Genomic DNA, 20,097 nt, shown 5'->3' on the forward strand with positions numbered 1-20,097 from the left:
CGTAATCGAGTGGTCACGATGTCGGACGGCCCGGGCGTGGACAACCGGGAGAAGTTGGGGATGGCCACGCCGCGATCACGCGTGCTACGTCGCCGGTGCACTCCCCCACTAATCGGGGATGGCCGGCACCGCGGGCAGCTGCCAGGGTGATGCCACGTCACGAGGGCCGCCCGAGCCGCCCTCGCGAAGCCATGAGGGCTTCTTTTCACGCGGATCACCCAGATCGGATTTCCGACGATGGACCGTGTTCTTGATTTTCTCAGTTCCGCGGACTCCGCGGGCGAACTGCATCCGCGCCTGGTCGAACTGAGCCGCCGGGAAACGCTTCCGCGGGTGCTGCTGGCAGATGGGCAAGAGGCCTGGCTGGTGACCCGTAACGAAGACGTCCGGACCGTGCTGAGCGACCGGAGCTTCACCCGGGACGTCATCGGCGAGCGCGCCCGGCAGGCCGGCGAAACACCGGGCGGCGCACGGTCGGTGAACATGGACGGCCGCCCCCACAACGAACTGCGCGCCCTGGTGGCCAAGGCTTTCACAGCCCGGCGGATCGAGGCCATGACGCCCCGCATCCAGGCGTGGACCGACGAACTGATCGACGCCATGGAGAAGACGGGGCCACCGGCGGACCTCGTGGCGCATCTGGCCGTTCCGCTGCCCGCCCTCGCCATCTGCGAGCTGCTCGGTTTCCCCGTCGAGGACCGCCACGTGCTGAGCGGCTGGTGCGAGCGCATCACCACGCTCGGCGACGGCGGCCCCGACCAGCGGGCGTGGCAGGAACTGAGCGCCTACATCGCTCGCCGGATGCCGGTCGAACGCGCGGCGCTGCGCGGCGGGCTCGCACCGGAGGCGTCCATCCTGACCAGGCTGGTCCACGCCCACGAAAGCGAGGACGCGCTGTCCATGGAGGAGCTGCTGTCGCTGACCGTCGTCGTCCTCGCGGGCGGCCTGGAGACGACCCAGACCGCGATCGGCGCCGGGATGGTGCGGCTGTTCCGCAACCCGGACCAGCTGGACAAGGTGCGCGCCGACCCGGACCTCGTCGTCCCCGCCGTCGAGGAGATCCTGCGCTACCAGCCCGTCATCGACGTCAACCGCGTCCAGGTGGCCACCCGGGCGGTGCGGCTGGGCGGGCAGGAGATCCGCGCGGGGGACCTGGTCCAGGTGTCGGTCAACGCGGCCAACCGCGACGAGACGGTCTTCCCGGACAGCGAACGCTGCGACGTCACGCGCGGGCCGAACCCGCATCTCGCGTTCGGCTACGGCGCGCACCACTGCCTGGGGGCGGCCCTGGCACGGCTCGAACTCAAGACGGCTTTCTCGACGCTTCTGCGGCGTTTGCCGGACCTGCGGCCGGCCGTGCCGCTGGAGAGCCTCGGCTGGCGGGGCGGGCACGTGACGCTGGGCCTCAAGGAGCTGCCGGTCGCCTGGTAAGACCCACCGTCTGCGCTGGTGAACAGGGAGCACACAGGTGTTGATCTGCAGATACGCCGACCACGGCCGGCGCGGGTACGGGCGCGTCGTACACGAGGACAACGGTGACCTCCTCGCGCCCGTACGGTACGACGGCCGGGCCCGGCGCTGGGTCGAGGACATCGGTCCGGCGCGTCCGCTCAGCGCGGTCACGCTGCTGCCGCCCGCCGAGCCGAGCAAGATCGTCTGTGTCGCGCTCAACTACGCGCCGCAGGGGCCGCCGGCCGGCCCCGGGCGCCCCGCGGACCCCGCGTCCTGCGCCGTCGTACTGAAGCCGCCGTCGACGCTGGCCGGGCACGGAGCCGTGGTCGGCCATCCGGGAGAGCCCTGGGAGCTGCGGCACGAGGCCGAGTTGGCGGTGGTGATCGGGACGGCCTGCAAGGGTGTCCCTGCGGAGCGCGCGGCGGAGGTCGTGGCCGGATACACCTGCGCCGACGACCTCACCGCGTACGTGCGCAGGGCCCCGGAGGAACCGAGCGGGCGCCCGCCGGTCTGGGCGAAGCACTTCGACACCTTCACGCCGCTGGGGCCGTGGCTGGCCACCGATCTCGACCCGGCGGACGTACCGATCACCTGCCGGGTCAACGGCGAGGTCCGCCAGGACGGCGGCACCCGCGGCCTGCTCACCCCGGTGCACGAGATCGTCGCGGTGGTCAGCCGGCACATGTCGCTGCTTCCCGGCGACGTGATCCTCACCGGGACCCCGACCGGCTCGGGCCCCCTGTCGGTGGGCGACCGGGTCGAGGTGTCCCTGGCGGGGATCGGCACTCTGTGCCACACCGTCGGCGCGGCGTCCGACCGGCCGTGGGCGCCCGATTCGACGGTGCACGGCGGCGGGCCGGCCGGCGGCGTCACGGACCGTCCGGCCACGAGGAGCGCCTGAGGTGGGCGGGCACGGGCTCGGCGCCACGCTCATGGCCCATGTGCACACCTGGCGACCGTACACGCTCTGGTACGTGGGCCTGGTCGGCCTTGCCGGACACACCATCGCCGGCGACCGGCACGACGACGCGCGGCTGGCGGCGGCCTGGGCCGTACCCACCTTGATCTGGGTCGCGGCGCACTATCTCGGCGACTACCTCGACCGCGAGCTCGACGCGGTCAGCAAGCCGCAGCGGCCCATTCCCTCGGGCCTGGTCCGCCCCCGCACGGCGGTATGCTGCGGCACCGTCCTGGCCGCGGCCGCCGTCGTCACGGCGGCCGTCGTCAACCACCGCACCCTCGTCGTGACCGCGGCCGGCATCGGCGGGGCGCTGGCCTACAACGGCTTCTTCAAGGCCAGGGGGCTGCTGGGCAATCTGGTGCGCGGATCGCTGACCGGCGGGGCGCTCGTCTTCGGGGCGATGACGGCCTCGGACCTCCCGCCGGCGCGGATCCTCCTGTTCGTCCCGGTGTTCTGGGCGCACGACGCCGCGTCCAATCTCGTCGGCGCGCTGCGCGACGTCGCCGGTGACCGCGCGGGCGGATACGCCACATTCCCAGTCCGCCGCGGGCCCCGAACGGCCGTCCGGACGGCGGCGGGGCTTTACGCGCTGGCCGTCTCCGTGGCCGCGGCGGGCCTGCTCACCATGGCGGGCGACCGGGAGGGCGGCCTCGTGACACTCCTGGTCGCGGCGGGACTCGGCGGCGGTGCCTTCGGCATGCTGTACGCGTCCGGACCCGAGCCCGCGGCCCACCTAGCCCTGCGGTCGCACGAGGTCCTGGTCGTCGAACGGATGGTGCTGGCGACCGTGTTCCTGGTGCCGAGCCTCGGCGGTCTCGTCGCGATCGGGATCCTCGCTCCGATGCTCGCCGTCACGCTCAGCACCCAGCAGGCCATGCGTGCCCGGCACGAGTTCCCGCACGGCGCCCCCGCCCGCCCCGACGGGGACACGGCGGCGGCACCGGCCCGCTTTTCCTGAGGAGGACGGTTCGTTTGTGCTCAGACGTGGACAGCCGGGTCGAGAGCTCGGTCGCGCGCGCCGTGCAGGCGCTGTTCGCGATCCAGCGTCCCGACGGCTCTTGGCCGAACCGCCGCCCCACCGCGGTCCTGGGGACCGCCGGCGCCGTGGTCGCCCTGCACCTCGCCGACCCGGAGCGCTCGCGCGAACTGATCGAACGGGGGGTCCAGTGGCTGGTGGCCGCCCAGAACGCGGACGGCGGCTGGGGCGGAGTGCCCCACGCCGCCTCGCAGCTGGTGCCCACCGTGGTGACGGCGTCGGCCCTCACGCTGACGGCTTCGCGGACGGCCGGGGAGCCTGCGCGGCGTGCGCTGGACCGGATCAGGTCGCTCGGCGGTGTGGAGTCGCTCGCCGACCCCGGGATGGTCCACATGGCCACGACGTTCCTCGCCCTGGCCGGGCTGCGGAGCCTGCGCGGATCGCGGCGCATCCCTCTGGAGTTGCTGCTGCTGCCCCGGCGGCTCTGGCGGCCCCGGCTCTCCTTCCGGGCCGCGCCCTTCGTGGCCATGGCGTTCATCCAGGCCCACGAAGCCGCCCCGAAGGGCGTCGGAGGGCTGCTGCACCGGCTGGCCCGGCCGACCGCGCTGCGCCTGCTCCGGGAGATGGAGCGCGGGGAGAACGACCGCGGAGGATACGGCGGGGACAACTGGCTCGCCGCCGTGGTCTGTATCGGCCTGTGCCGTACCGGGGCCCCCGCGCACATGATCGCCGCCACCGTCGGCTACCTGCGGTCGAACGTACGGCCTGACGGCTCCTGGCACATCATGCAGGGGCTCGACCTGATCGGCGGGTCCTACGTCGCCCGCGGCTTGGCGGACGCGGGTTACCGGGACGATCCGCGGCTGGCCCGGGCCCGGCAGTGGCTGCGCGGGTGCCAGCAGGACCGGGCGTTCCCTCTCTACGACGCGCCGCCGGGCGGCTGGGGCTGGGAAGGCCCCCACGGATGGCCGAACTTCCTGGACAGCGCCAACGTGCTGGCCGCGCTCACCCCCACCGGCGGCGAGGAGCCCGCGGAACACCTGCGGACCGGTCTCGACTGGCTCGTCTCGCGGCAGGACGGCCGGGGCTCGTGGGGGACCTTCGTCCCGGACACCCACCTCGCCAACGACGGCCCCTGCCCCTACACGACGGCCCAGTGCGTCGAGTCCCTGCTCGACGGCGGTCTGTCCCGCGGCGACCCCAGGATCGTCAAGGCCCTGGACTGGCTGCTCGCCGCCCAACGGCCCGACGGCACCTACGAGGGCCTGTGGTACCGGGGCCTCACCGCGGCGACGGCCACGGCGCTCGTGGCCTTCGCCCGCGGCGGAGTGGGCGACCGCCCCGCGGCGCGGCGCGCCCGCGAGGCCCTCCTGGCAGGGCAGTTGCCCGACGGCTCCTGGGGTCCGGGCGATACCGGCGAGCCCGGCGACGATCCGTCGCGGGGCACCGTCGAGGAGACCGCCTGGGCCCTGCGCGGCCTGCTCGCCGCCGGTCTGCCCGCGCAGGACGACCGGCTGCGGCGGGCGGCGGAATGGATCGTCTCGGCGCAGGGCGACGACGGCCTCTGGGACGCGAACCCGGTCTGTCTGCACATCCGGCGCCTGGCCTACTACGCCGACGGCCTGATCGGGAACGGGCTGGTACTGCGGGCGTTGGGCGCCTACCGCAGCGCCCTCGCCGCCGGCCCGGTGGCGCAGCGGGAGCCGTCGTGACGACCGGACACGGCCCCGGCCGCCCGCCGGACACCGCCTTCGACACCGACGTACTGATCTGCGGTTCCGGGGTCGCCGGGACGGCGGCGGCCTGTGCCCTCGGCCAACTGGGTCTGCGGGTGACCCTGGTGGACAAGCGGCCGACCCAGCCCTCCCTCTGGAAGGGCGAGGTGCTCCAGCCCGGGTCCCTGGACTCCCTGCACACGTGGGGCTCGCTCGGCCACCTCGAAGCCAGCGGGGCGGTCCGGCTGAGCCGCCTCGTCGCCCGCACGGCCGACGGGGAGGAGCTGATGGCCATGGACTTCGCGACGCTCGGCGGCGAGCGGCCCTGGATGCTCGCCCACGGCTACTCGACGATTCTGGAGTGCATGGCCGCCTCGCTCGGCCCGACGGTACGCCTGCGCCGCGGTGTCCTGGTCAAGGAGCTCACCACGGACGGCGGGGGCCGTGTCTCGGGGGTGCGCGCCATGGTGGACGGCGCGGCCGTCGACATCCGGGCCCGCCTGGTCGTGGCGGCCGACGGCATGTCCTCGCGCCTGCGGGGGCTCGCGGGGATCGACGCCGAACCCGTCGCGTACGACCACCGGTTGCTCTCCTTCGAGCTGCCCGGCACGCTGCCGGTGGACGACGAGGTGTCGGCCCACGTCACGGACCGCGGCCTGGTCATGCTCTATCCGCTGCCGGACGCGCGGATCCGGGTCTACGTCCAGGTGGGGGCGGACGAGCTCCGCAGGGCCGGACCGGCCGAGCTGCGGCGCTGGTGCGCGGGGCTCGTTGATCAGGTACCCGCGCTGCGTCCGATCGCGGGGCTGCTCGAAGAGCACCTGGAACACCGCCAGTTGCTGCCGGTCTGGCAGTACCGGGCCCCGGCGCTCGTCCGGCCCGGCATCGTCCTGCTCGGGGAGGCGGCGCACGTCGTCCATCCCCTGGCGGCTCAGGGGATGAACACCTCGATCGACGAGGCGGAGGGGCTGGCGGCCCGGCTCGCGGACGTCGACCTCGCCGACGGCGCCGCCGTCGACCGGGCGCTGCGCGGCTACGAGGACGACCGGATGAGCAGGATCGAGGCCGTGCACGTCATGAGTCACAACGCGGCGCGCATGATGACCAGCACCTCGCGCGGCGGCCGGGTCATGGGCCGGCGCCTCATGCGCGGCACCGCCAGAAGCCGCCGCTTGAGCTATCTGACCACGTACAACATGTCGGGCCTCGGTATGCGCCCGCTCACCAGGTTCGACCGGCTCGTGCAGTTGGGGCTCGTACCCGATCTGCGAGCGCGGTCGTTCACACCCCCGCGATCTGCCGGGAACCGGGCCGGCAGTGAAACCCCGGCAGGCCGAGACAACGGACAGAGGGACTGACGTGTCAGACACCACCACCACGGCCTTCGAGGTCAGGCCGCTCACCAGTGCGCTGGGCGCCGAGATCCACGGCGTACGCCTCGAAAACATCTCCGACGCGGACTTCGCCGAGCTGCGACGGCTGCTGCTGAAGCACCTGGTGATCTTCATTCCGGACCAGCAGGGCTGGTCGGCCGAGTCACGCATCGCCTTCGGCCGCAGGTTCGGCGAGTTGGAGGAGCACGCCTACCTGCCTCACCTGGACGGGCATCCGCAGATCCAGATCATCGACTCGGAGCAGAACGGCAAGATCCCGATCTGGCACACCGACATGACCTACGCCCCGAACCCGCCCATCGGCACCGTCCTGCAGATCGTCGACGGTCCCCCGCAGGGCGGCGACACGATGTGGTCGAACCAGTATCTGGCGTACGAGGGGCTGTCCGCGCCGCTGCGCGATCTGCTCGACGGGCTCACCGCCGTCCATTCCATCCGCATCCCGGGCCTGGAAAGCCAGGCCGAGCATCCCGTCGTGCGGGTCCACCCGGAGACGGGCCGCCGGGCCCTGTTCGTCAACCGGGCCCACACCTCGCACATCGCGCAGCTGAACCGCAACGAGAGCGACTCGCTCCTGCAGTACCTGTACCGCTTCTCCACCTCCCCCGAGTTCATCTGCCGCTACCAGTGGCGGCCGGGTTCGGTGGCGATCTGGGACAACAGGGTCACGCAGCACTACGCGGTCGACGACTACTCCGAACACCGCCGGGGCCTGCGCGTGGTGGTGCTCGGCGACACCCCCTCGGGCGACGAGCCCCGCTGGGACCACTACCGCCCGGTGCCGGGGCAGCGCTACGTACCGGACTGGGTCAACGCCAAGGAAGCGTACTGATGGGCGCGGCGACGGACGGCGCCCGGCAGGGCGCGGACGAGGAGAGCCCGGCCCACGTCACCACCACGACCCGCACCCTGGACGTGCCGGGGGCGCGGCTGTGCTACGACGTACGCGGCCACGGCCCCCTGCTCCTGATGATCGGTTCGCCCATGGGCAGCAGGGGGTTCACAGCCCTCGCGACCCTGCTCGCCGCGGACTTCACCGTCGTGACCTACGATCCCCGCGGCATCCTGCGCAGCACCCTCAGCGACCCGGACCAGCCGGCCCCGCCCGAGCTGGCCGCGGACGACGTGCACCGGCTGATAGCGGAGCTGGACGCCGGACCGGCGCATGTGTTCGGCAACAGCGGCGGAGCCACCACCGGTCTGGCCCTGCTCGCCCGGCATCCGGACGCGGTGCGCAGCCTGGTGGCACACGAGCCCCCGGTGACCGAGCTGCTGCCCGACGCGCGGCAGGTGCGGGCCACCATCGACGATCTCTGCGAGGACTACGCCGCAGGGCGCCGGGACGTGGCCCTGCGCAAGTACTCGGCCCTGTCCGGTGTCGGCTTCGCCTCGCCGCCTCCGGCCGGGCAGGCGTCGACCCGTGCGCCGTACACGCCGCCGAAGGACGTCCGGGCGATCCTGGACCGCTTCTTCGGCCGCATTCTCCAGCCCACCACGCGCTACCGGCCCCACCTCGACGCGCTGCGGGCCGCGTCCGTGCCCGTGGCCGTGGCGGGTGGCACGACGTCCCGGGGGCAGCTCTACCACCGGACCGCGGCGGCCCTCGCCGAGCTGCTCGACACCCCGCTGGCCACCTTCCCCGCGGGACACACCGGTTTCCAGGAACGCCCGGAGCCCTTCGCCGATCTGCTGCGCGAGGCGTTCGCACCGCATCGTCGGACCAGGATGGAGCGAAATGGAACACACCTTCCAGGCCAGCCGCCAGTGGGAGCGCATACAGAAGCGCTGGATCACTGAGGACGCCGGCGCCGACCTGACGCAGCTGAAGTCCGACCCGAGGAACTTCAAGCTCTCCCTCTGGGACCCGTCGACGAACGGGGTCCGCTACCTCAAGACGCTGGCATACAACCTCGGTATGGCGCTGACCCCGCAGGAACTGGCGCGGATCAGCAGGACCCCCAACCGGGAGATCGGCGGCCCGATCACCGTGCGGTGCCAGGGCGAGACGCTCTGCCTGGACTACCTGCAGGCAACGTTCGAGGTCGGTTTCATCGAGAGCGCGATCGGCCTGGACGGCGCCAGGGTCCTGGAGATCGGCGCCGGTTACGGACGCACGTGCCACATGATCATGTCCAACCACGATCTCTCCGGCTACTGCATCGTCGACCTGAAGAACACGCTGGAGCTGAGCAGGGCCTATCTGCGCGAGGTCCTGGACGAGTCCCGCTTCAAGCTGATCGATTTCATCGAGGTCGAGAGCCTGACGGACACCTCCCTGCGCTCGGAGCGTTTCGACCTGTGCATCAACATCCACTCGATGACCGAGATGGCTCCGGAGACGGTCCGGTCCTATCTCGACCTGATCGACGCCACCTGCTCGGCCTTCTACGTGAAGAACCCGGTCGGCAAGTACATCGACCAGAGCCTGGACGGCTATCTGCAGGGCCAGGAGGCCGTACGGATGGCGCTGGAGAACGGGCCCCTGCGACAGCTGCTGGACATCCACGACAGCGAGGCGGTGCAGGCCGCGGTCCCCGTCTTCGTCGACGGGTACCGGCCGGGCTCCGCCTGGACCTGCGTCGATGACGGCCGCGCCCTTCCCTGGAGCTATCTCTGGCAGGCCCTCTACGAGAAATCGCGCCGGTGAAGGGCATCATCCTGGCGGGCGGCAACGGGACCCGGCTTCAGCCCCTCACCCTCGTGGGTTCCAAGCAGCTCGCTCCGGTCTACGACAAACCCATGGTGTACTACCCGTTGTCCGTGCTCATGCTCACCGGCATCGACGACGTCCTCATCATCGCCCGGTCCGCGGAACTCGCGCTGTTCCGCAGGCTGTTCGGCGACGGCAGCAGACTGGGCATGCGCATCGACTACGCGGCCCAGGAGGAACCGCGGGGTGTCGCCGACGCCTTCCTCGTCGGCGCCCCGCACATCGCGGGCGAGGAGTGCGCCCTGATCCTCGGTGACAACCTCTTCCACGGCGCCAAGCTGCCCTCCATGCTGCGCAGGACGGTGCGCAAGCTGCGCGGCTGTGTCCTCTTCGGGCATCAGGTCGCCGAGCCCCAGCACTTCGGCGTCGCCGAGATCGACGCGAAGGGCCGGCTCGTCTCCATCGAGGAGAAACCGGAGCAGCCGCGCTCCAACCTCGCGATCCCGGGCCTGTACTTCTTCGACGAAACGGTGACGGACATCGCCCGCGGGCTGCGCCCTTCCAGGCGCGGTGAGCTGGAGATCACGGACGTCCTGCGCGCGTACCTGGCCGAGGGCCGCGCCGACCTGGTGTGGCTCGGCCGGGGCGTCACCTGGCTGGACGCCGGAACCCACGAATCGCTGCTCGACGCGGGCCGGTTCGTCCGGGACATACAGCATCGCCAGGGCATCAGCCTGGGCTGCGTCGAAGAGATCGCCATGTACATGGGCTTCATCGGCGCGGACGCCTGCTACCGCCTCGGCGCCGAGATGGACGGCTCGCCCTACGGCCAGTACGTCATGCGCAGCGCCCTCGCCCACCGGCTCAACCCGACACCCGCCGAGCTCATGGAGGAGTGATGCGTCTGCTGGTCACCGGCGCGGCCGGCTTCATCGGTTCCGCGTACGTCCGGATGCTGCTCGCGCCCGGCCCCGCCGAGGTCTCCCATGTCACCGTGCTCGACAAACTGACCTACGCGGGCAGGCTCGACAACCTGGACGTCACGCACCCGCGGCTGAGCTTCGTCCAGGGAGACATCTGCGACGCCGCGCTCGTGGACCGTCTCATGTCCCGGACCGATCAGGTGGTGCACTTCGCGGCCGAGTCCCACGTCGACCGGTCCATCGTCGGCGCGGACGCGTTCGTACGCACCAACGTGACCGGCACCCAGACGCTCCTCGACGCGGCCCTGCGCCGGGGGGTCAGCCGCTTCGTGCACGTGTCCACCGACGAGGTCTACGGGTCCATCGCCACCGGCCGCTTCACCGAGGAGGACACCCTCGGCCCCAGCTCCCCCTACGCGGCGTCCAAGGCGGGCTCCGATCTGATCGCTCTCTCCTACCACCGCACCCACGGCCTGGACGTCCGGGTGACCCGGTGCAGCAACAACTACGGGCCGCGGCAGTTCCCCGAGAAGATCATCCCCCTCTTCGTCTGCCGGCTCCTGACGGGCGACGAAGTACCGCTGTACGGCGACGGCGGGCACGTACGGGAGTGGCTGCACGTCGAGGACCACTGCCGCGGGGTGGATCTCGTACGCACCGGCGGGCGTCCGGGCGAGGTCTACAACCTCAGCGGCGGCACCGAGCTGACCAACCGCGAACTGACGGAGCTGCTGCTCAAGGCCTGTGGCGGCACCTGGGACCAGGTCCGCCACGTGGCGGACCGCAAGGGGCACGACCGACGGTACTCGATCCTCGACGTCAAGGCCCGCAGCGAACTGGGCTACCGCCCCCGGCGCGACTTCGAGTCCGGGCTCGCCGAGACGGTCGCCTGGTACCGGGACCACCGCTCCTGGTGGGAACCGCTCGCCGGTGGCCCCGGACGGTGAGCGGGTACCGGCTCAGGCGTCTTCGTCCAGCGCGTTCAGGCACAACAGCAGGGTGCGTGCCTGGACGTTGACGTAGTGGCTGTACCGGGTGAGCGCGGCGAGCTGGTCCCGTGAGACCCAGCAGAACCCGGGTGGCGCGTCGAGCGGCGCGTCGCCCTCGTCGGCCGCCACGACGAGGTAGCGGCTCACCGAATTCAGGAAACGACCGCCTTCCTCGGAGTGCAGGGCGCTGTAGCGGACCCGCGACCGGGGCGCCCTCGTGACCAGGTCGAGGAAGAGCGGTCGCTCCGCGACGGGCAGATGGGCATGGCTTCTGGGCAGGCACTGGACCGTGGGGCCCAGCTCCACCTCGGTGGAGCCGCCTTCGGCGCGGGCCCGGGCCAGCACGTGCGGCACGCCCGCGAACGTGCGGGTGACGAAGGCGACCACGCCCTCACCTCGAGGCTCGATCAACGGCTGGGTCCAGTGGCCGACCTCGCGGTTGCTCGCCCGTACCGACACGGCCACGGTGCGGAAGTAGCGGTCGTCGTCGTGGTCGATCGAGGAGGCGCCGCGCGTCCAGCCCGCTACGCCGGCGAGCGGGATGCGTTCGCTGCGGATCGGGGTCGCGGCCCGGCGCAGGGCCAACCAGGACAGCAGCTCCGTGTCCGAGTGCAACGCGTGCGGCGCGCCGCGCACCGGCAGGGCGGCGAGAACCGAACGGGCGTCCATGTTCACGGTGTTGTCGTGCCGCAGGAGCTGATGGAGCTGGCGCAGGGTGAGCCAGCGGAAGTCCTCGTGCTCGGGTACCGGGCCGCTCGTCTCGACGATCATGTTGCGGTTGCGCTTGCGGTGGAACCAGGCGCCGTGCTCGGACTGCAGCACGTCCGTGAGGACGCGGCCCCGGGAGGGGCTGGTGAAGTACTCCAGGTAGCGGACGGCCGCGCCCTTGTGCACCTTGGTGTAGTTGCTGTACGTGGCCTGCACGGTGGGCGAGAGCTGGAGCAGTCCGGGGTTGCCCGGCTCCATCTTGGCCTGCATCAGGAAGTGCAGCACTCCGTCGAACTCCCGGGCGAGGATGCCCAGGATGCCGACCTCCGACTGGACGATGACGGGCTGGTGCCACTCCGTCCGCTCGGGATGTTCACCGATCGCGGCGTGCAGCCCTTCCACGGTGAAGAACCGGCCGCTGCGGTGGGCGAGGTTCCCGGTCTCCGGGGCGAACGACCAGTCCTCCAGCGCTTCGAAAGGAATGCGGTCGACCGCGAACGAGGCCTGCGCACGGCGCCGCCCGAGCCATTGGCGGATCTCGTCCGCGCTGTCGCCGGCCGGCGCGGCCGCGGACCGGGCGATCCGGTCGGGCAGCGCGACGGCCCGCCGGGCCCTGAGCCGCGGCGCGGTCCGGATGGAGCCGGGCACGGTCACCTGTGGGCCCCTGTGAACTCGATGACGGAGGCGATGACGTAGTCGATCATCTCCTCGGTGAGGCCGGGGTAGACGCCGATCCAGAAAGTGTGCTCGGTGACGATGTCGCTGTTGGTCAGCTCACCGCAGACGCGGAACTCGCGGCCGAGGTAGGCGGGGTGTCGGGTCAGGTTGCCCGCGAAGAGCCGGCGCGTGCCGATCCTGCGGTTCTCCAGGAAGTCCACGAGCTCCGCGCGCTTGAAGGGCGCTTCGGGGTCGACGGTGATGACGAAGCCGAACCAGCTCGGGTCGCTGCCGGGTGCGGGTTCCGGCAGCAGCAGCCAGGGCACCTCGGCGAGGCCGGAGCGCAGCCGTGCCCAGTTGCGCCGCCGCGCGGCGCAGAAGTCGTCGAGCTTGTCCAACTGGGTCAGGCCGAGTGCGGCTTGGAGATCGGTCGCCTTCAGGTTGTAGCCCACGTGGGAGAAGATGTACTTGTGGTCGTAGCCGGCCGGTAGCGTCCCCATCTGGTAGCCGAACCGTTTGTGGCAGGTGTCGCTCTCCCCCGGTTCGCACCAGCAGTCCCGGCCCCAGTCCCGCAGCGACTCCACGATCCGGGCCAGGGCCAGGTTCGAGGTGAGCACGCAGCCGCCCTCGCCCATCGTCAGGTGATGGGCCGGATAGAAGCTGACGGTGGCGAGGTCGCCGAAGGTGCCCACGAGCTGTCCCTTGTAGGTGCTGCCGACCGCGTCGCAGGTGTCCTCGATGAGCAGCAGGTCGTGTTCCGCGGCGAGTTGGGCCACCTCCGCCACCTCGAAGGGGTTGCCGAGGGCGTGCGCGATCATGATGGCCCGGGTGCGGGGCCCGATGGCTTTCTCGACGCGCTCCGCGGTGGTGTTGTACGTGCGCAGGTCGATGTCGACGAAGACCGGGACGAGGCCGTTCTGCAGGATGGGGTTGACGGTCGTGGGGAAGCCCGCCGCCACCGTGATCACCTCGTCGCCCGGCACGAGCCTGCGCTGTTCGAGCTGGGGTGAGGTGAGGGCGGTGAGGGCCAGCAGGTTCGCCGAGGAACCGGAGTTGGTGAGATGCGCCTTCCGCCGGCCCATGCGCCGGGCGAAAGCCGATTCGAACGTGCGGGCCGATCGGCCCGCCGCGATCCGCAGGTTCAGGGCCGCTTCGACCACGGCCGCCCTGTCCGCGTCGTCGAGCACGGCCCCGGACGGCCAGATCTCCGTGACGCCGGGGATGAATTCCCTGTCGTCACTGGTCTCTCGGTGGTACTGACGTACCTCGTCGAGGATGTGCGCGAGCCGGTCACTCATGGGTTCTCCTCGCCGTCGCCGTGGGCGTTGCGGGGGCAGGCGGTAGTTGGCCGGCACGCGATGCACGGGCGGGCGGCCCGGCACAGTGTGGCCCGAGCGGCTAAAGCCGGCCTAGGCCCGGTCTTGCGTGGGGCTGCCCGCCGCGCTGAAGACCCGGGCCCGAGGTGCGATCCGGCGACCGGCCGGCGCAAGACTCGCGCAAGAACAGCTTTAGGGGCGCCCTTCAGGATGGCCACAAAACGCGCAGCCCCCGAGATGTGACGCACCGTCACCGTCCGCAACCGCAGAGCACTTCCGAAGCACGTCGAGCCCCTCCCAGAGCCTGAGCACGAGAGAGGACCAGAATGACCATCCTCGAACCGGACATCTCAGATGTCGCCCACGCGCTCACGCCGAGACAGACCGAGGTGGTGCGGCTCGCGGCCCTGGGTCTGACGGCGAAGGAGACCGCCCGGCGGCTCGGCATCTCGAAGACCACCGTGGACGAACACCTCACTGAGGCGCGGCGCCGTGTCGGGGCCAGCACCAAATCGCATCTGGTCGGTCTGGCGGTCGCCGCCGGTATCGTCGCCGGATGAATCCCGACGCGTCGTGGCGGGCGCGGCCCTTTCAGAGGGTCGCCGGCTTCTGTATGCCCTGGCCGGAGACATTGGTGTTGCCTCACGGTAAGATGGGCAGATGCCCATCTTGATGGGTGTGCGCTCAGAGGGCGACGACCGGGCGCAGGCGGGCCGGCGTACGAGAGGACGGGCGAGTGCCGACTGGAGTGCACCTTCGCGACGCGAGACAGCAGTTGTTCGACGCCGCCGAGCGTGTGCTCCTGCGCAGCGGTCCGAACGGCCTGACGGGCCGGGCCGTCACCGACGAGGCGGGCTGCGCCAAGGGCGTCCTGCACCGGCACTTCAGTGACTTCGACGCCTTCCTCACCGACCTCGTGCTCGACCGGGCCGGGCGGCTGGAGAAGGAGGCCGGCGCGCTGCGCCAGTCGGCCGGGACCGGCACCGTGGCGGAGAACCTCACCAGTGCGCTGTTCACCCTGTTCGGGCCGGTGCCGGTGGCGATCATCCCGCTCATCACGTTCCGGGACGAGCTCCGCGCCCGGCTGCGGCAGGTGATGCCCGGTGGCGGCATCGCGATCCTCACCCATGCCTCGAGCGCGATCTCCGCCTACCTCGCCGACGAGCGCGACCTGGGGCGTATCGCGGCCGACGCCGACATCGACTCGCTCACGCTCTCCCTGGTCGGTGGCGGCCATCTCCTGTTCGCGGACCGCGACTCCGACCCGTCGGCCACGGGCGCCGTCGACAAGCTGGTGACCGCGGTGATCACCGACGCCGTCCAGCGACGACCGGTTTAGGGCGTTCCGCACGGCGCGCGGCAGAAAACAACAAGCCACCACCGCGGCGCCGACGACTCCGACTCCGACCACCCTCAGAGAACAGAGCGTTTTTCCGGCCATTACCGAAGCCATGATGATCTCGCAGGTCAGCGGCGTCTCGCCATATGCAACCAACAGGACGTAATAATTCTCCCCGGAACGGCGCCCTCCTTGGCGTCCGAAAGTCGCGTGACAAAGAATAGGTAATGTCTCGTTCCGCCCCGGTGTCACCTTATCTACATTGCCGTTTAGTCTTTGATCTGTGCATGATCCGGACCGGCTCCGCAGTGTGGTGACACCGTTGTCAGCGTTCCTGGCGAAGGGATAGATCGTGTCTACGTCCCCCCCACCCCTTGTCCCGGACCTTCCCCACTCCGGCGCATCGGCCGGCGGTCGCCGCCCCCTCATATCCACGACAGCAGGGGAGGGCACCCGGTGAGGTACGAGATGCTGGGCCCACTCCGCGTCCGGGACGAGAACACGTACTTCACGCTTCATGCCCGGAAAGTGGAGATCGTCCTCACGGTGCTGCTCATCCGGGCGGACCAGCTGGTCTCCCCGGAACAGCTGATGCGGGAGATCTGGGGCGAGAACCTGCCACGGCGCGCCGCCGCGGGCCTGCACGTGTACATATCCCAGCTCCGCAAGTTCCTGAAGCTGCGCGGCGCGAGTGGCAACCCCGTCGAGACCCGGGCGCCGGGCTACGTGCTGCACAAGGGCGACGACCGGATAGACACCCAGATCTTCCTCGAACTCGTCGACGTGGGGCGGTCGTTGCTCCGCCAGCAGCGCACGGACGAGGCCGCATCCTGTTTCAGCCAGGCGCTCGCGCTGTGGCGCGGCCCGATCCTGGGCCACAGCGGCGACGGAACCGGCGCCAAGGGCCCGATCATCGGCGGTTTCTCGACCTGGCTGACCGAGATCCGCCGGGAGTGCCATGAGATGCTCGTCGAGTGCCAGCTCCAACTCGGCCGGCACCGCGAGGCGGTGGGCATGCTGTACGCCCTCATCGCCGAGAACCCCATGTGCGAGGCGTTCCACCGCCAGCTCATGCTGGCGCTCTACCGCTCGGAGCGGCAGGCGGACGCGCTGAAGGTGTACCAGTCGGTGCGCAAGACGCTCAACGACGAGCTGGGGCTCGAGCCCGGGCGCCCGCTGCAGGATCTGCAGCGGGCCATCCTCTCGGGCGACATGCACCTGATGTCGTTACCACTGGCGATGTCCGGCCGTTGACCACCGGCAGGTGGCGGCCGGGCCGGCGTGGGCGGCCGGCCGCGGTACGTCTCCAGCAGCCGCAACCGCACCTCGCTGACCGGCGGACGGACCGGCTGCGGGCCGGCCGGGCCCTGGAACCCGTACTTCTGCCGACTGCCCGGCGCGGAGTGCGCGCGTCACTCCTGCAAGGCCGTGGAACGACCCGACCTGCGCCGGGCTTCCGGCGGTCTCCCGGCCGACGGGCCACGTGGGCACACGCGGATGGTGGTCCGGCTCGGGCACGGCCAGCGGCGCGTGCCACACCAGCCGCGCCCCCTTCCCACCCGGGCTTTCCAGTTCCATGCCACCGCCGAGCCTCTGCGCTCGCTCGGCCATGGTGGTCAGACCGCTGCGGCGGCCTCCGTCCGGGACGCCGACGCCGTTGTCCGTGACCGTCAGGCGGACCTGCTTGCCATCCGTCTCCAGCACGACGTCGGTGCGGTCGGCGTCGGCGTGCCGGGCGACGTTGGTCAGGGACTCGGTGAGGACGGCCATGACGTGGTCGGCGGTCCGGGTGGGCACGTGGGTGTCGAGCAGGCCCTCCATGCGGACACTGGGAGCGAAGCCGAGGAGCGGGGCGGCCTCGCCGATCGCGCGCACCGCGCGGGAACGCAGGCCGGGCGCCGCGTCGTCGTCGCGGGAGCGCAGACCGAAGATCGTCGACCTGATGATCTTGATGGTTTCGTCGAGATCGTCCACCGCCCGCAGGATCCGTTCGGAGGCCATGGGGTCCTGGACTCGGCGTCCGGCGCTCTGCAGGGTCATGCCGGTGGCATCTTCTTCAGCTTGCCGGTCACGCACCTACGGCCGAGGCCGAGGAACGCGAGCCGCTCCCGGCCGAGGCGGGCGCCGTCCCCCTGTTGCTCCAGCCGAACCCGGCGTACATCGGCGGCACCTATGACGTCTTCAGCCACAACCAGGCAGCCCACGAGTTGTTCCCGAGGCTCATCACCGAGGCGGACCGGCCCGCCGACTTCGCGCGCTGGGTGTTCCTCGAACCGGTGACCCGGGACATCCTGGTCGACTGGGAACCCGAAGCACGCGGCCTGCTCGGCCGGCTTCGGACGCCGACGGCACGCCACTCCGGCGACCCGCGGTACACCCGGCTGATCGAGGACCTGAACGAGGGCAGCCCAGAGGTACGGGACTGGTGGCCGCCGTACGAGGTGCAGGCCCGGCACAGCGGTCGCAAACGGCTACGTCACTCGCGCCGGGGAGTCGCCGATTATGCGTGCACCGCTTTTTCACCTGGCCGAACAGCCGGAACAGACGCTGGTCGTCTGTGCCGACAGCAGCGAACCGCCCGACGGGAGCGCAGCCGTGACCGGCGGATGACGGCGGAGGCCGACGGCAGTCCAGCGCTTACGGTACGGTCGGCGGAGGACCAGCATCGCATCAACTCGTCCTGCTCCTCTCACGCGCCGTCGACGCCAGATGAGATGGCCTGTCTGTGATTCTCGGCATGGATCGTTGCCGCTCACGGTTGTTTCCCGGGTCAGCGCTTCGGACGATCCACGTAAAACGCGTCCTACGACGGCAGTTGCGCATACGTCTCCGCGATCGAGTACCTGCCCGCATGCTGTTCCGCTGCGCGCTCTTGAGGGGAGTGCACTGTATGTACCCGAGGCCGATGAGGGCTGGTGCCGGCACGTTCGCCTGGGTCATGTCCCCAGGTCCTCCGTCACGGGCAGGCACTCGGCGAGCAGGTCGACGACGTCGCGCCAGGCTCGCTGCGCGTGCTGTGGGTGGTGGCCGACGCCGGGGACGGTGGGGTGGTCGACCGGCGGGTGGTGGAAGGCGTGCAGGGCTCCGCCGTAGACCGTGAGGCGCCAGTCGATGCCCGCGGCCTGCATTTCAGCGGTGAACGCGTTCCGTTGCGCGGGCGCCATGATCGGGTCTTCCGACCCGACCCCGGCCCACACCGGGCAGCGAATGCGCGCCGCCTCGCCCGGTCGGCCCGTGGTAGTCGCGTTGACCGTCCCGATCGCGCGCAGGCTGACGCCGTCGCGCCCGAGTTCCAGCCCGACGGCGCCCCCGGTGCCGTAGCCGACGGCGGCCATCCGGTCGGGGTCGGCCCTCGGTTCGGCGCTCAACACGTCGAGCGCCGCATGGCCGATACCCCGCAGCCGGTCCGGATCAGCGAGCAGCGGCAGGCAACGGGCCAGCATCTCCTCGGGGTCCCCCAAATAGCGCCCGCCGTGAAGGTCGAAGGCCAGCGCTACGTAGCCCAGCTCGGCGAGAGCATCGGCCCTGCGGCGCTCGACGTCGCTGAGCCCCATGCCTTCTGGTCCGAGCAGCACCGCGGGCCGGCGGTCGACACCGGCCGGGAGCGCGAGGTGCCCGGTCATCGTCAAACCGTCGGCCGGATACTCGACCGGGCGCGTCGTAATCGTCGTCATGAGACTGGACTGTAGTGATCGTCGGGCCCGGTCCGGCCGCTGTTCTGCCGCTGGCAGAACAGCGCGGGTATCCCTCTGAAATACGGCGGGGGCACACAGGAACCGTCAGAAACCCCGTGCCCACGACAGCGCTGTCGGATTTACCCCGTTGCCCCTTCGGGGAGTATCTCTGTCACATCCGCATGACAGGCGGGTGTCCCTGAATTCGTCCGTGCAGAGCCTCTGCCGTCCACCAACGCGCGTTCCTGCGGCTGAGCGGCCAGGAATTCGCGATTACGCCTGCTTTGCCCGGCGGAAGCACGGAGCCCGAGGGGGTCCTTCGAGGACGCGGTCATGCGCGAATGCCCCGAGGAAGCCGGTCTGGTCGCTCGTGCATGGGCATGGCTACTGGCACGCTCGTGGTGGAGACGCGTGGCCGCTGCGCGACCGGGTCCGCCTAACCGAGGCCGACCGCGGTGGACGCGATGACCGGTTGACCACCGCCAAGCAGGATGGGACGGAGTAACTCCGCACAGGCGTAGCGGAGTTGAGGTGGGCGAACGAGATCCTCGAAGCCGCCGGCGTGCTTTTCGCCCAGCAGATCGGCCGTCCCCGGACGAGGCCGAGCAGGTGACGGACCACCCGCGTGACAGAGGTCTCGGGATCGATCCCGGCTGCCGGGTGCTGGACCTGTCGCCGTCGACGTACTCCGCCTGCGAGGAGCGGCCGGAGCCGGCCCGCCGGCTCCGCGACAAGCGGCTGACGCCGCTGATCGAGCAGGTCCGCGGGGAATCAGGCGGCACCTGTGGCGCCCGCCGGATCACCCGCGCCCTTCGGCGCACGGGCCACGAGGTGGCCCGTTGCACCGTCGGGCGGCTGATGGCCGGACTCGGCATCGAGGGCGTCATCCGTGGCCGGCGCCCGCCGCTCCACCCTCCCGGAGCCGTCGGCGCCCCGCCCGCCGGACCTGATCGACCTCGGCTTCACCGCCTCCCGGCCCGACCAGACCTGGGGGGCCGAACTACGAGCAAGCCTTCTGGCATCGTCAAGGCCACGTCCCGCATTCCGCCTGAACCATCAGGATCGGACTACTCCGCGGAACCCGGGACGGCTCACTCCCCGGCGAGGAGGGAGCCATGGGCAGTCACTCGTCGCAGCGAGTTGGTGAGGCGCCCGGACTTTAGAAGAAGTGTTTGCGTCCACCGACCGCGCGACCGGTCGCACCCAGGATCCACAGGATGGCGCCCACCAGAATGAGGATGCCACCGATCGTCGTCAGCAGGCCCATGCCGACAAGCAGGCCGATGATCAGCAGAATAAGCCCAAGAATGATCATTTCAAATCCCCATCGTCAATTCCGTCTC

17 protein-coding genes and 3 pseudogenes are annotated in these 20,097 nt (G+C 70.8%); 15 read left to right on the forward strand and 5 right to left on the reverse strand.

All coding sequences use genetic code 11. From position 1 onward, the window contains the following. Positions 1-366 precede the first annotated feature (366 nt). The 10 genes from ACVV2G_RS08990 to rfbB are packed head-to-tail and all read left to right on the forward strand — an operon-like array spanning position 367 to position 11,018. Positions 367-1,431: a cytochrome P450 gene (locus tag ACVV2G_RS08990; RefSeq protein ID WP_453842079.1), complete on the forward strand. Its 1,065-nt coding sequence runs from the start codon at positions 367-369 to the stop codon at positions 1,429-1,431. Positions 1,432-1,468: 37 nt separating this feature from the next. Further along, a complete protein-coding gene (locus ACVV2G_RS08995; protein ID WP_453842080.1) occupies positions 1,469-2,353 on the forward strand; it encodes a fumarylacetoacetate hydrolase family protein in 885 nt (294 codons plus the stop codon). A gap of 1 nt (position 2,354) precedes the next feature. Beyond that, the gene (locus ACVV2G_RS09000) at positions 2,355-3,371 is read left to right on the forward strand and encodes a UbiA family prenyltransferase (protein ID WP_453842081.1); all 1,017 of its coding nucleotides are present in this window, start codon (positions 2,355-2,357) and stop codon (positions 3,369-3,371) included. A gap of 14 nt (positions 3,372-3,385) precedes the next feature. After that, on the forward strand, positions 3,386-5,101 hold the full coding sequence (locus ACVV2G_RS09005) for a prenyltransferase/squalene oxidase repeat-containing protein (RefSeq protein WP_453842082.1): 1,716 nt from the start codon (positions 3,386-3,388) through the stop codon (positions 5,099-5,101). Beyond that, entirely contained in the window at positions 5,098-6,462 is a 1,365-nt protein-coding gene (locus ACVV2G_RS09010) for an FAD-dependent oxidoreductase (RefSeq protein WP_453842083.1), read from the forward strand. Before ACVV2G_RS09005 ends, ACVV2G_RS09010 begins: the two co-directional genes overlap by 4 nt. 1 nt (position 6,463) lies before the next feature. Beyond that, positions 6,464-7,330: a TauD/TfdA dioxygenase family protein gene (locus ACVV2G_RS09015; RefSeq protein WP_453842084.1), complete on the forward strand. Its 867-nt coding sequence runs from the start codon at positions 6,464-6,466 to the stop codon at positions 7,328-7,330. Continuing rightward, a complete protein-coding gene (locus ACVV2G_RS09020) occupies positions 7,330-8,295 on the forward strand; it encodes an alpha/beta fold hydrolase (protein ID WP_453842085.1) in 966 nt (321 codons plus the stop codon). The genes ACVV2G_RS09015 and ACVV2G_RS09020 overlap by 1 nt, the downstream gene beginning before the upstream one ends. Beyond that, a complete protein-coding gene (locus tag ACVV2G_RS09025) occupies positions 8,234-9,145 on the forward strand; it encodes a putative sugar O-methyltransferase (protein ID WP_453842086.1) in 912 nt (303 codons plus the stop codon). Before ACVV2G_RS09020 ends, ACVV2G_RS09025 begins: the two co-directional genes overlap by 62 nt. Then, positions 9,142-10,047 (forward strand): glucose-1-phosphate thymidylyltransferase RfbA, encoded by a 906-nt coding sequence (gene rfbA, locus ACVV2G_RS09030; protein WP_453842087.1) that lies wholly within the window; start codon positions 9,142-9,144, stop codon positions 10,045-10,047. Before ACVV2G_RS09025 ends, rfbA begins: the two co-directional genes overlap by 4 nt. Further along, positions 10,047-11,018: a dTDP-glucose 4,6-dehydratase gene (gene rfbB, locus ACVV2G_RS09035; RefSeq protein WP_453842088.1), complete on the forward strand. Its 972-nt coding sequence runs from the start codon at positions 10,047-10,049 to the stop codon at positions 11,016-11,018. Before rfbA ends, rfbB begins: the two co-directional genes overlap by 1 nt. Positions 11,019-11,030: 12 nt before the next feature. Here rfbB and ACVV2G_RS09040 read toward each other — a convergent pair whose 3' ends face one another. Then, entirely contained in the window at positions 11,031-12,422 is a 1,392-nt protein-coding gene (locus tag ACVV2G_RS09040) for an NDP-hexose 2,3-dehydratase family protein (protein WP_453842089.1), read from the reverse strand. Next, positions 12,419-13,723: a lipopolysaccharide biosynthesis protein RfbH gene (gene rfbH / locus ACVV2G_RS09045; protein WP_453842090.1), complete on the reverse strand. Its 1,305-nt coding sequence runs from the start codon at positions 13,721-13,723 to the stop codon at positions 12,419-12,421. Before rfbH ends, ACVV2G_RS09040 begins: the two co-directional genes overlap by 4 nt. A 344-nt stretch (positions 13,724-14,067) precedes the next feature. Between rfbH and ACVV2G_RS09050 the strand changes: the two genes are divergently transcribed. From ACVV2G_RS09050 to ACVV2G_RS09060, 3 genes are all read left to right on the forward strand, one after another. Continuing rightward, positions 14,068-14,301: a helix-turn-helix domain-containing protein gene (locus ACVV2G_RS09050; protein ID WP_076976715.1), complete on the forward strand. Its 234-nt coding sequence runs from the start codon at positions 14,068-14,070 to the stop codon at positions 14,299-14,301. Positions 14,302-14,477: 176 nt separating this feature from the next. After that, positions 14,478-15,080: a TetR/AcrR family transcriptional regulator gene (locus tag ACVV2G_RS09055; RefSeq protein ID WP_453842091.1), complete on the forward strand. Its 603-nt coding sequence runs from the start codon at positions 14,478-14,480 to the stop codon at positions 15,078-15,080. Between the two features lie 456 nt (positions 15,081-15,536). Further along, on the forward strand, positions 15,537-16,334 hold the full coding sequence (locus ACVV2G_RS09060) for an AfsR/SARP family transcriptional regulator (RefSeq protein WP_453842092.1): 798 nt from the start codon (positions 15,537-15,539) through the stop codon (positions 16,332-16,334). 264 nt (positions 16,335-16,598) lie between these two features. Here the strand turns inward: ACVV2G_RS09060 and ACVV2G_RS09065 are convergent. After that, a pseudogene (locus tag ACVV2G_RS09065) lies at positions 16,599-17,129 on the reverse strand (sensor histidine kinase); the annotation flags it as partial. Between ACVV2G_RS09065 and ACVV2G_RS09070 the strand changes: the two are divergent. Then, positions 17,123-17,690: pseudogene (locus tag ACVV2G_RS09070) on the forward strand (MmyB family transcriptional regulator); the annotation flags it as partial. The pseudogenes ACVV2G_RS09065 and ACVV2G_RS09070 overlap by 7 nt on opposite strands. A gap of 326 nt (positions 17,691-18,016) precedes the next feature. Here the strand turns inward: ACVV2G_RS09070 and ACVV2G_RS09075 are convergent. Then, the gene (locus ACVV2G_RS09075; protein ID WP_453842093.1) at positions 18,017-18,754 is read right to left on the reverse strand and encodes a dienelactone hydrolase family protein; all 738 of its coding nucleotides are present in this window, start codon (positions 18,752-18,754) and stop codon (positions 18,017-18,019) included. A gap of 660 nt (positions 18,755-19,414) precedes the next feature. Between ACVV2G_RS09075 and ACVV2G_RS09080 the strand changes: the two are divergent. Then, positions 19,415-19,642 (forward strand): annotated as a pseudogene (locus tag ACVV2G_RS09080) (IS3 family transposase); the annotation flags it as partial. Positions 19,643-19,913: 271 nt separating this feature from the next. On the opposite strand, the gene ACVV2G_RS09085 reads toward ACVV2G_RS09080, so the two are convergent. Next, entirely contained in the window at positions 19,914-20,069 is a 156-nt protein-coding gene (locus ACVV2G_RS09085) for a hypothetical protein (protein WP_010059700.1), read from the reverse strand. Positions 20,070-20,097 lie beyond the last annotated feature (28 nt).

The organism is Streptomyces sp. JK94 (genome assembly GCF_053613315.1).

Excerpts from the sequence above, each read along its gene's own strand:
- ACVV2G_RS09050 (WP_076976715.1), top strand. The coding sequence starts at position 14,068 with ATGACCATCCTCGAACCGGACATCTCAGATGTCGCCCACGCGCTCACG.
- rfbB (WP_453842088.1), top strand. The coding sequence starts at position 10,047 with ATGCGTCTGCTGGTCACCGGCGCGGCCGGCTTCATCGGTTCCGCGTAC.
- ACVV2G_RS09025 (WP_453842086.1), top strand. The coding sequence starts at position 8,234 with ATGGAACACACCTTCCAGGCCAGCCGCCAGTGGGAGCGCATACAGAAG.
- ACVV2G_RS09075 (WP_453842093.1), bottom strand. The coding sequence starts at position 18,754 with ATGACGACGATTACGACGCGCCCGGTCGAGTATCCGGCCGACGGTTTG.
- rfbH (WP_453842090.1), bottom strand. The coding sequence starts at position 13,723 with ATGAGTGACCGGCTCGCGCACATCCTCGACGAGGTACGTCAGTACCAC.
- ACVV2G_RS09085 (WP_010059700.1), bottom strand. The coding sequence starts at position 20,069 with ATGATCATTCTTGGGCTTATTCTGCTGATCATCGGCCTGCTTGTCGGC.
- ACVV2G_RS09020 (WP_453842085.1), top strand. The coding sequence starts at position 7,330 with ATGGGCGCGGCGACGGACGGCGCCCGGCAGGGCGCGGACGAGGAGAGC.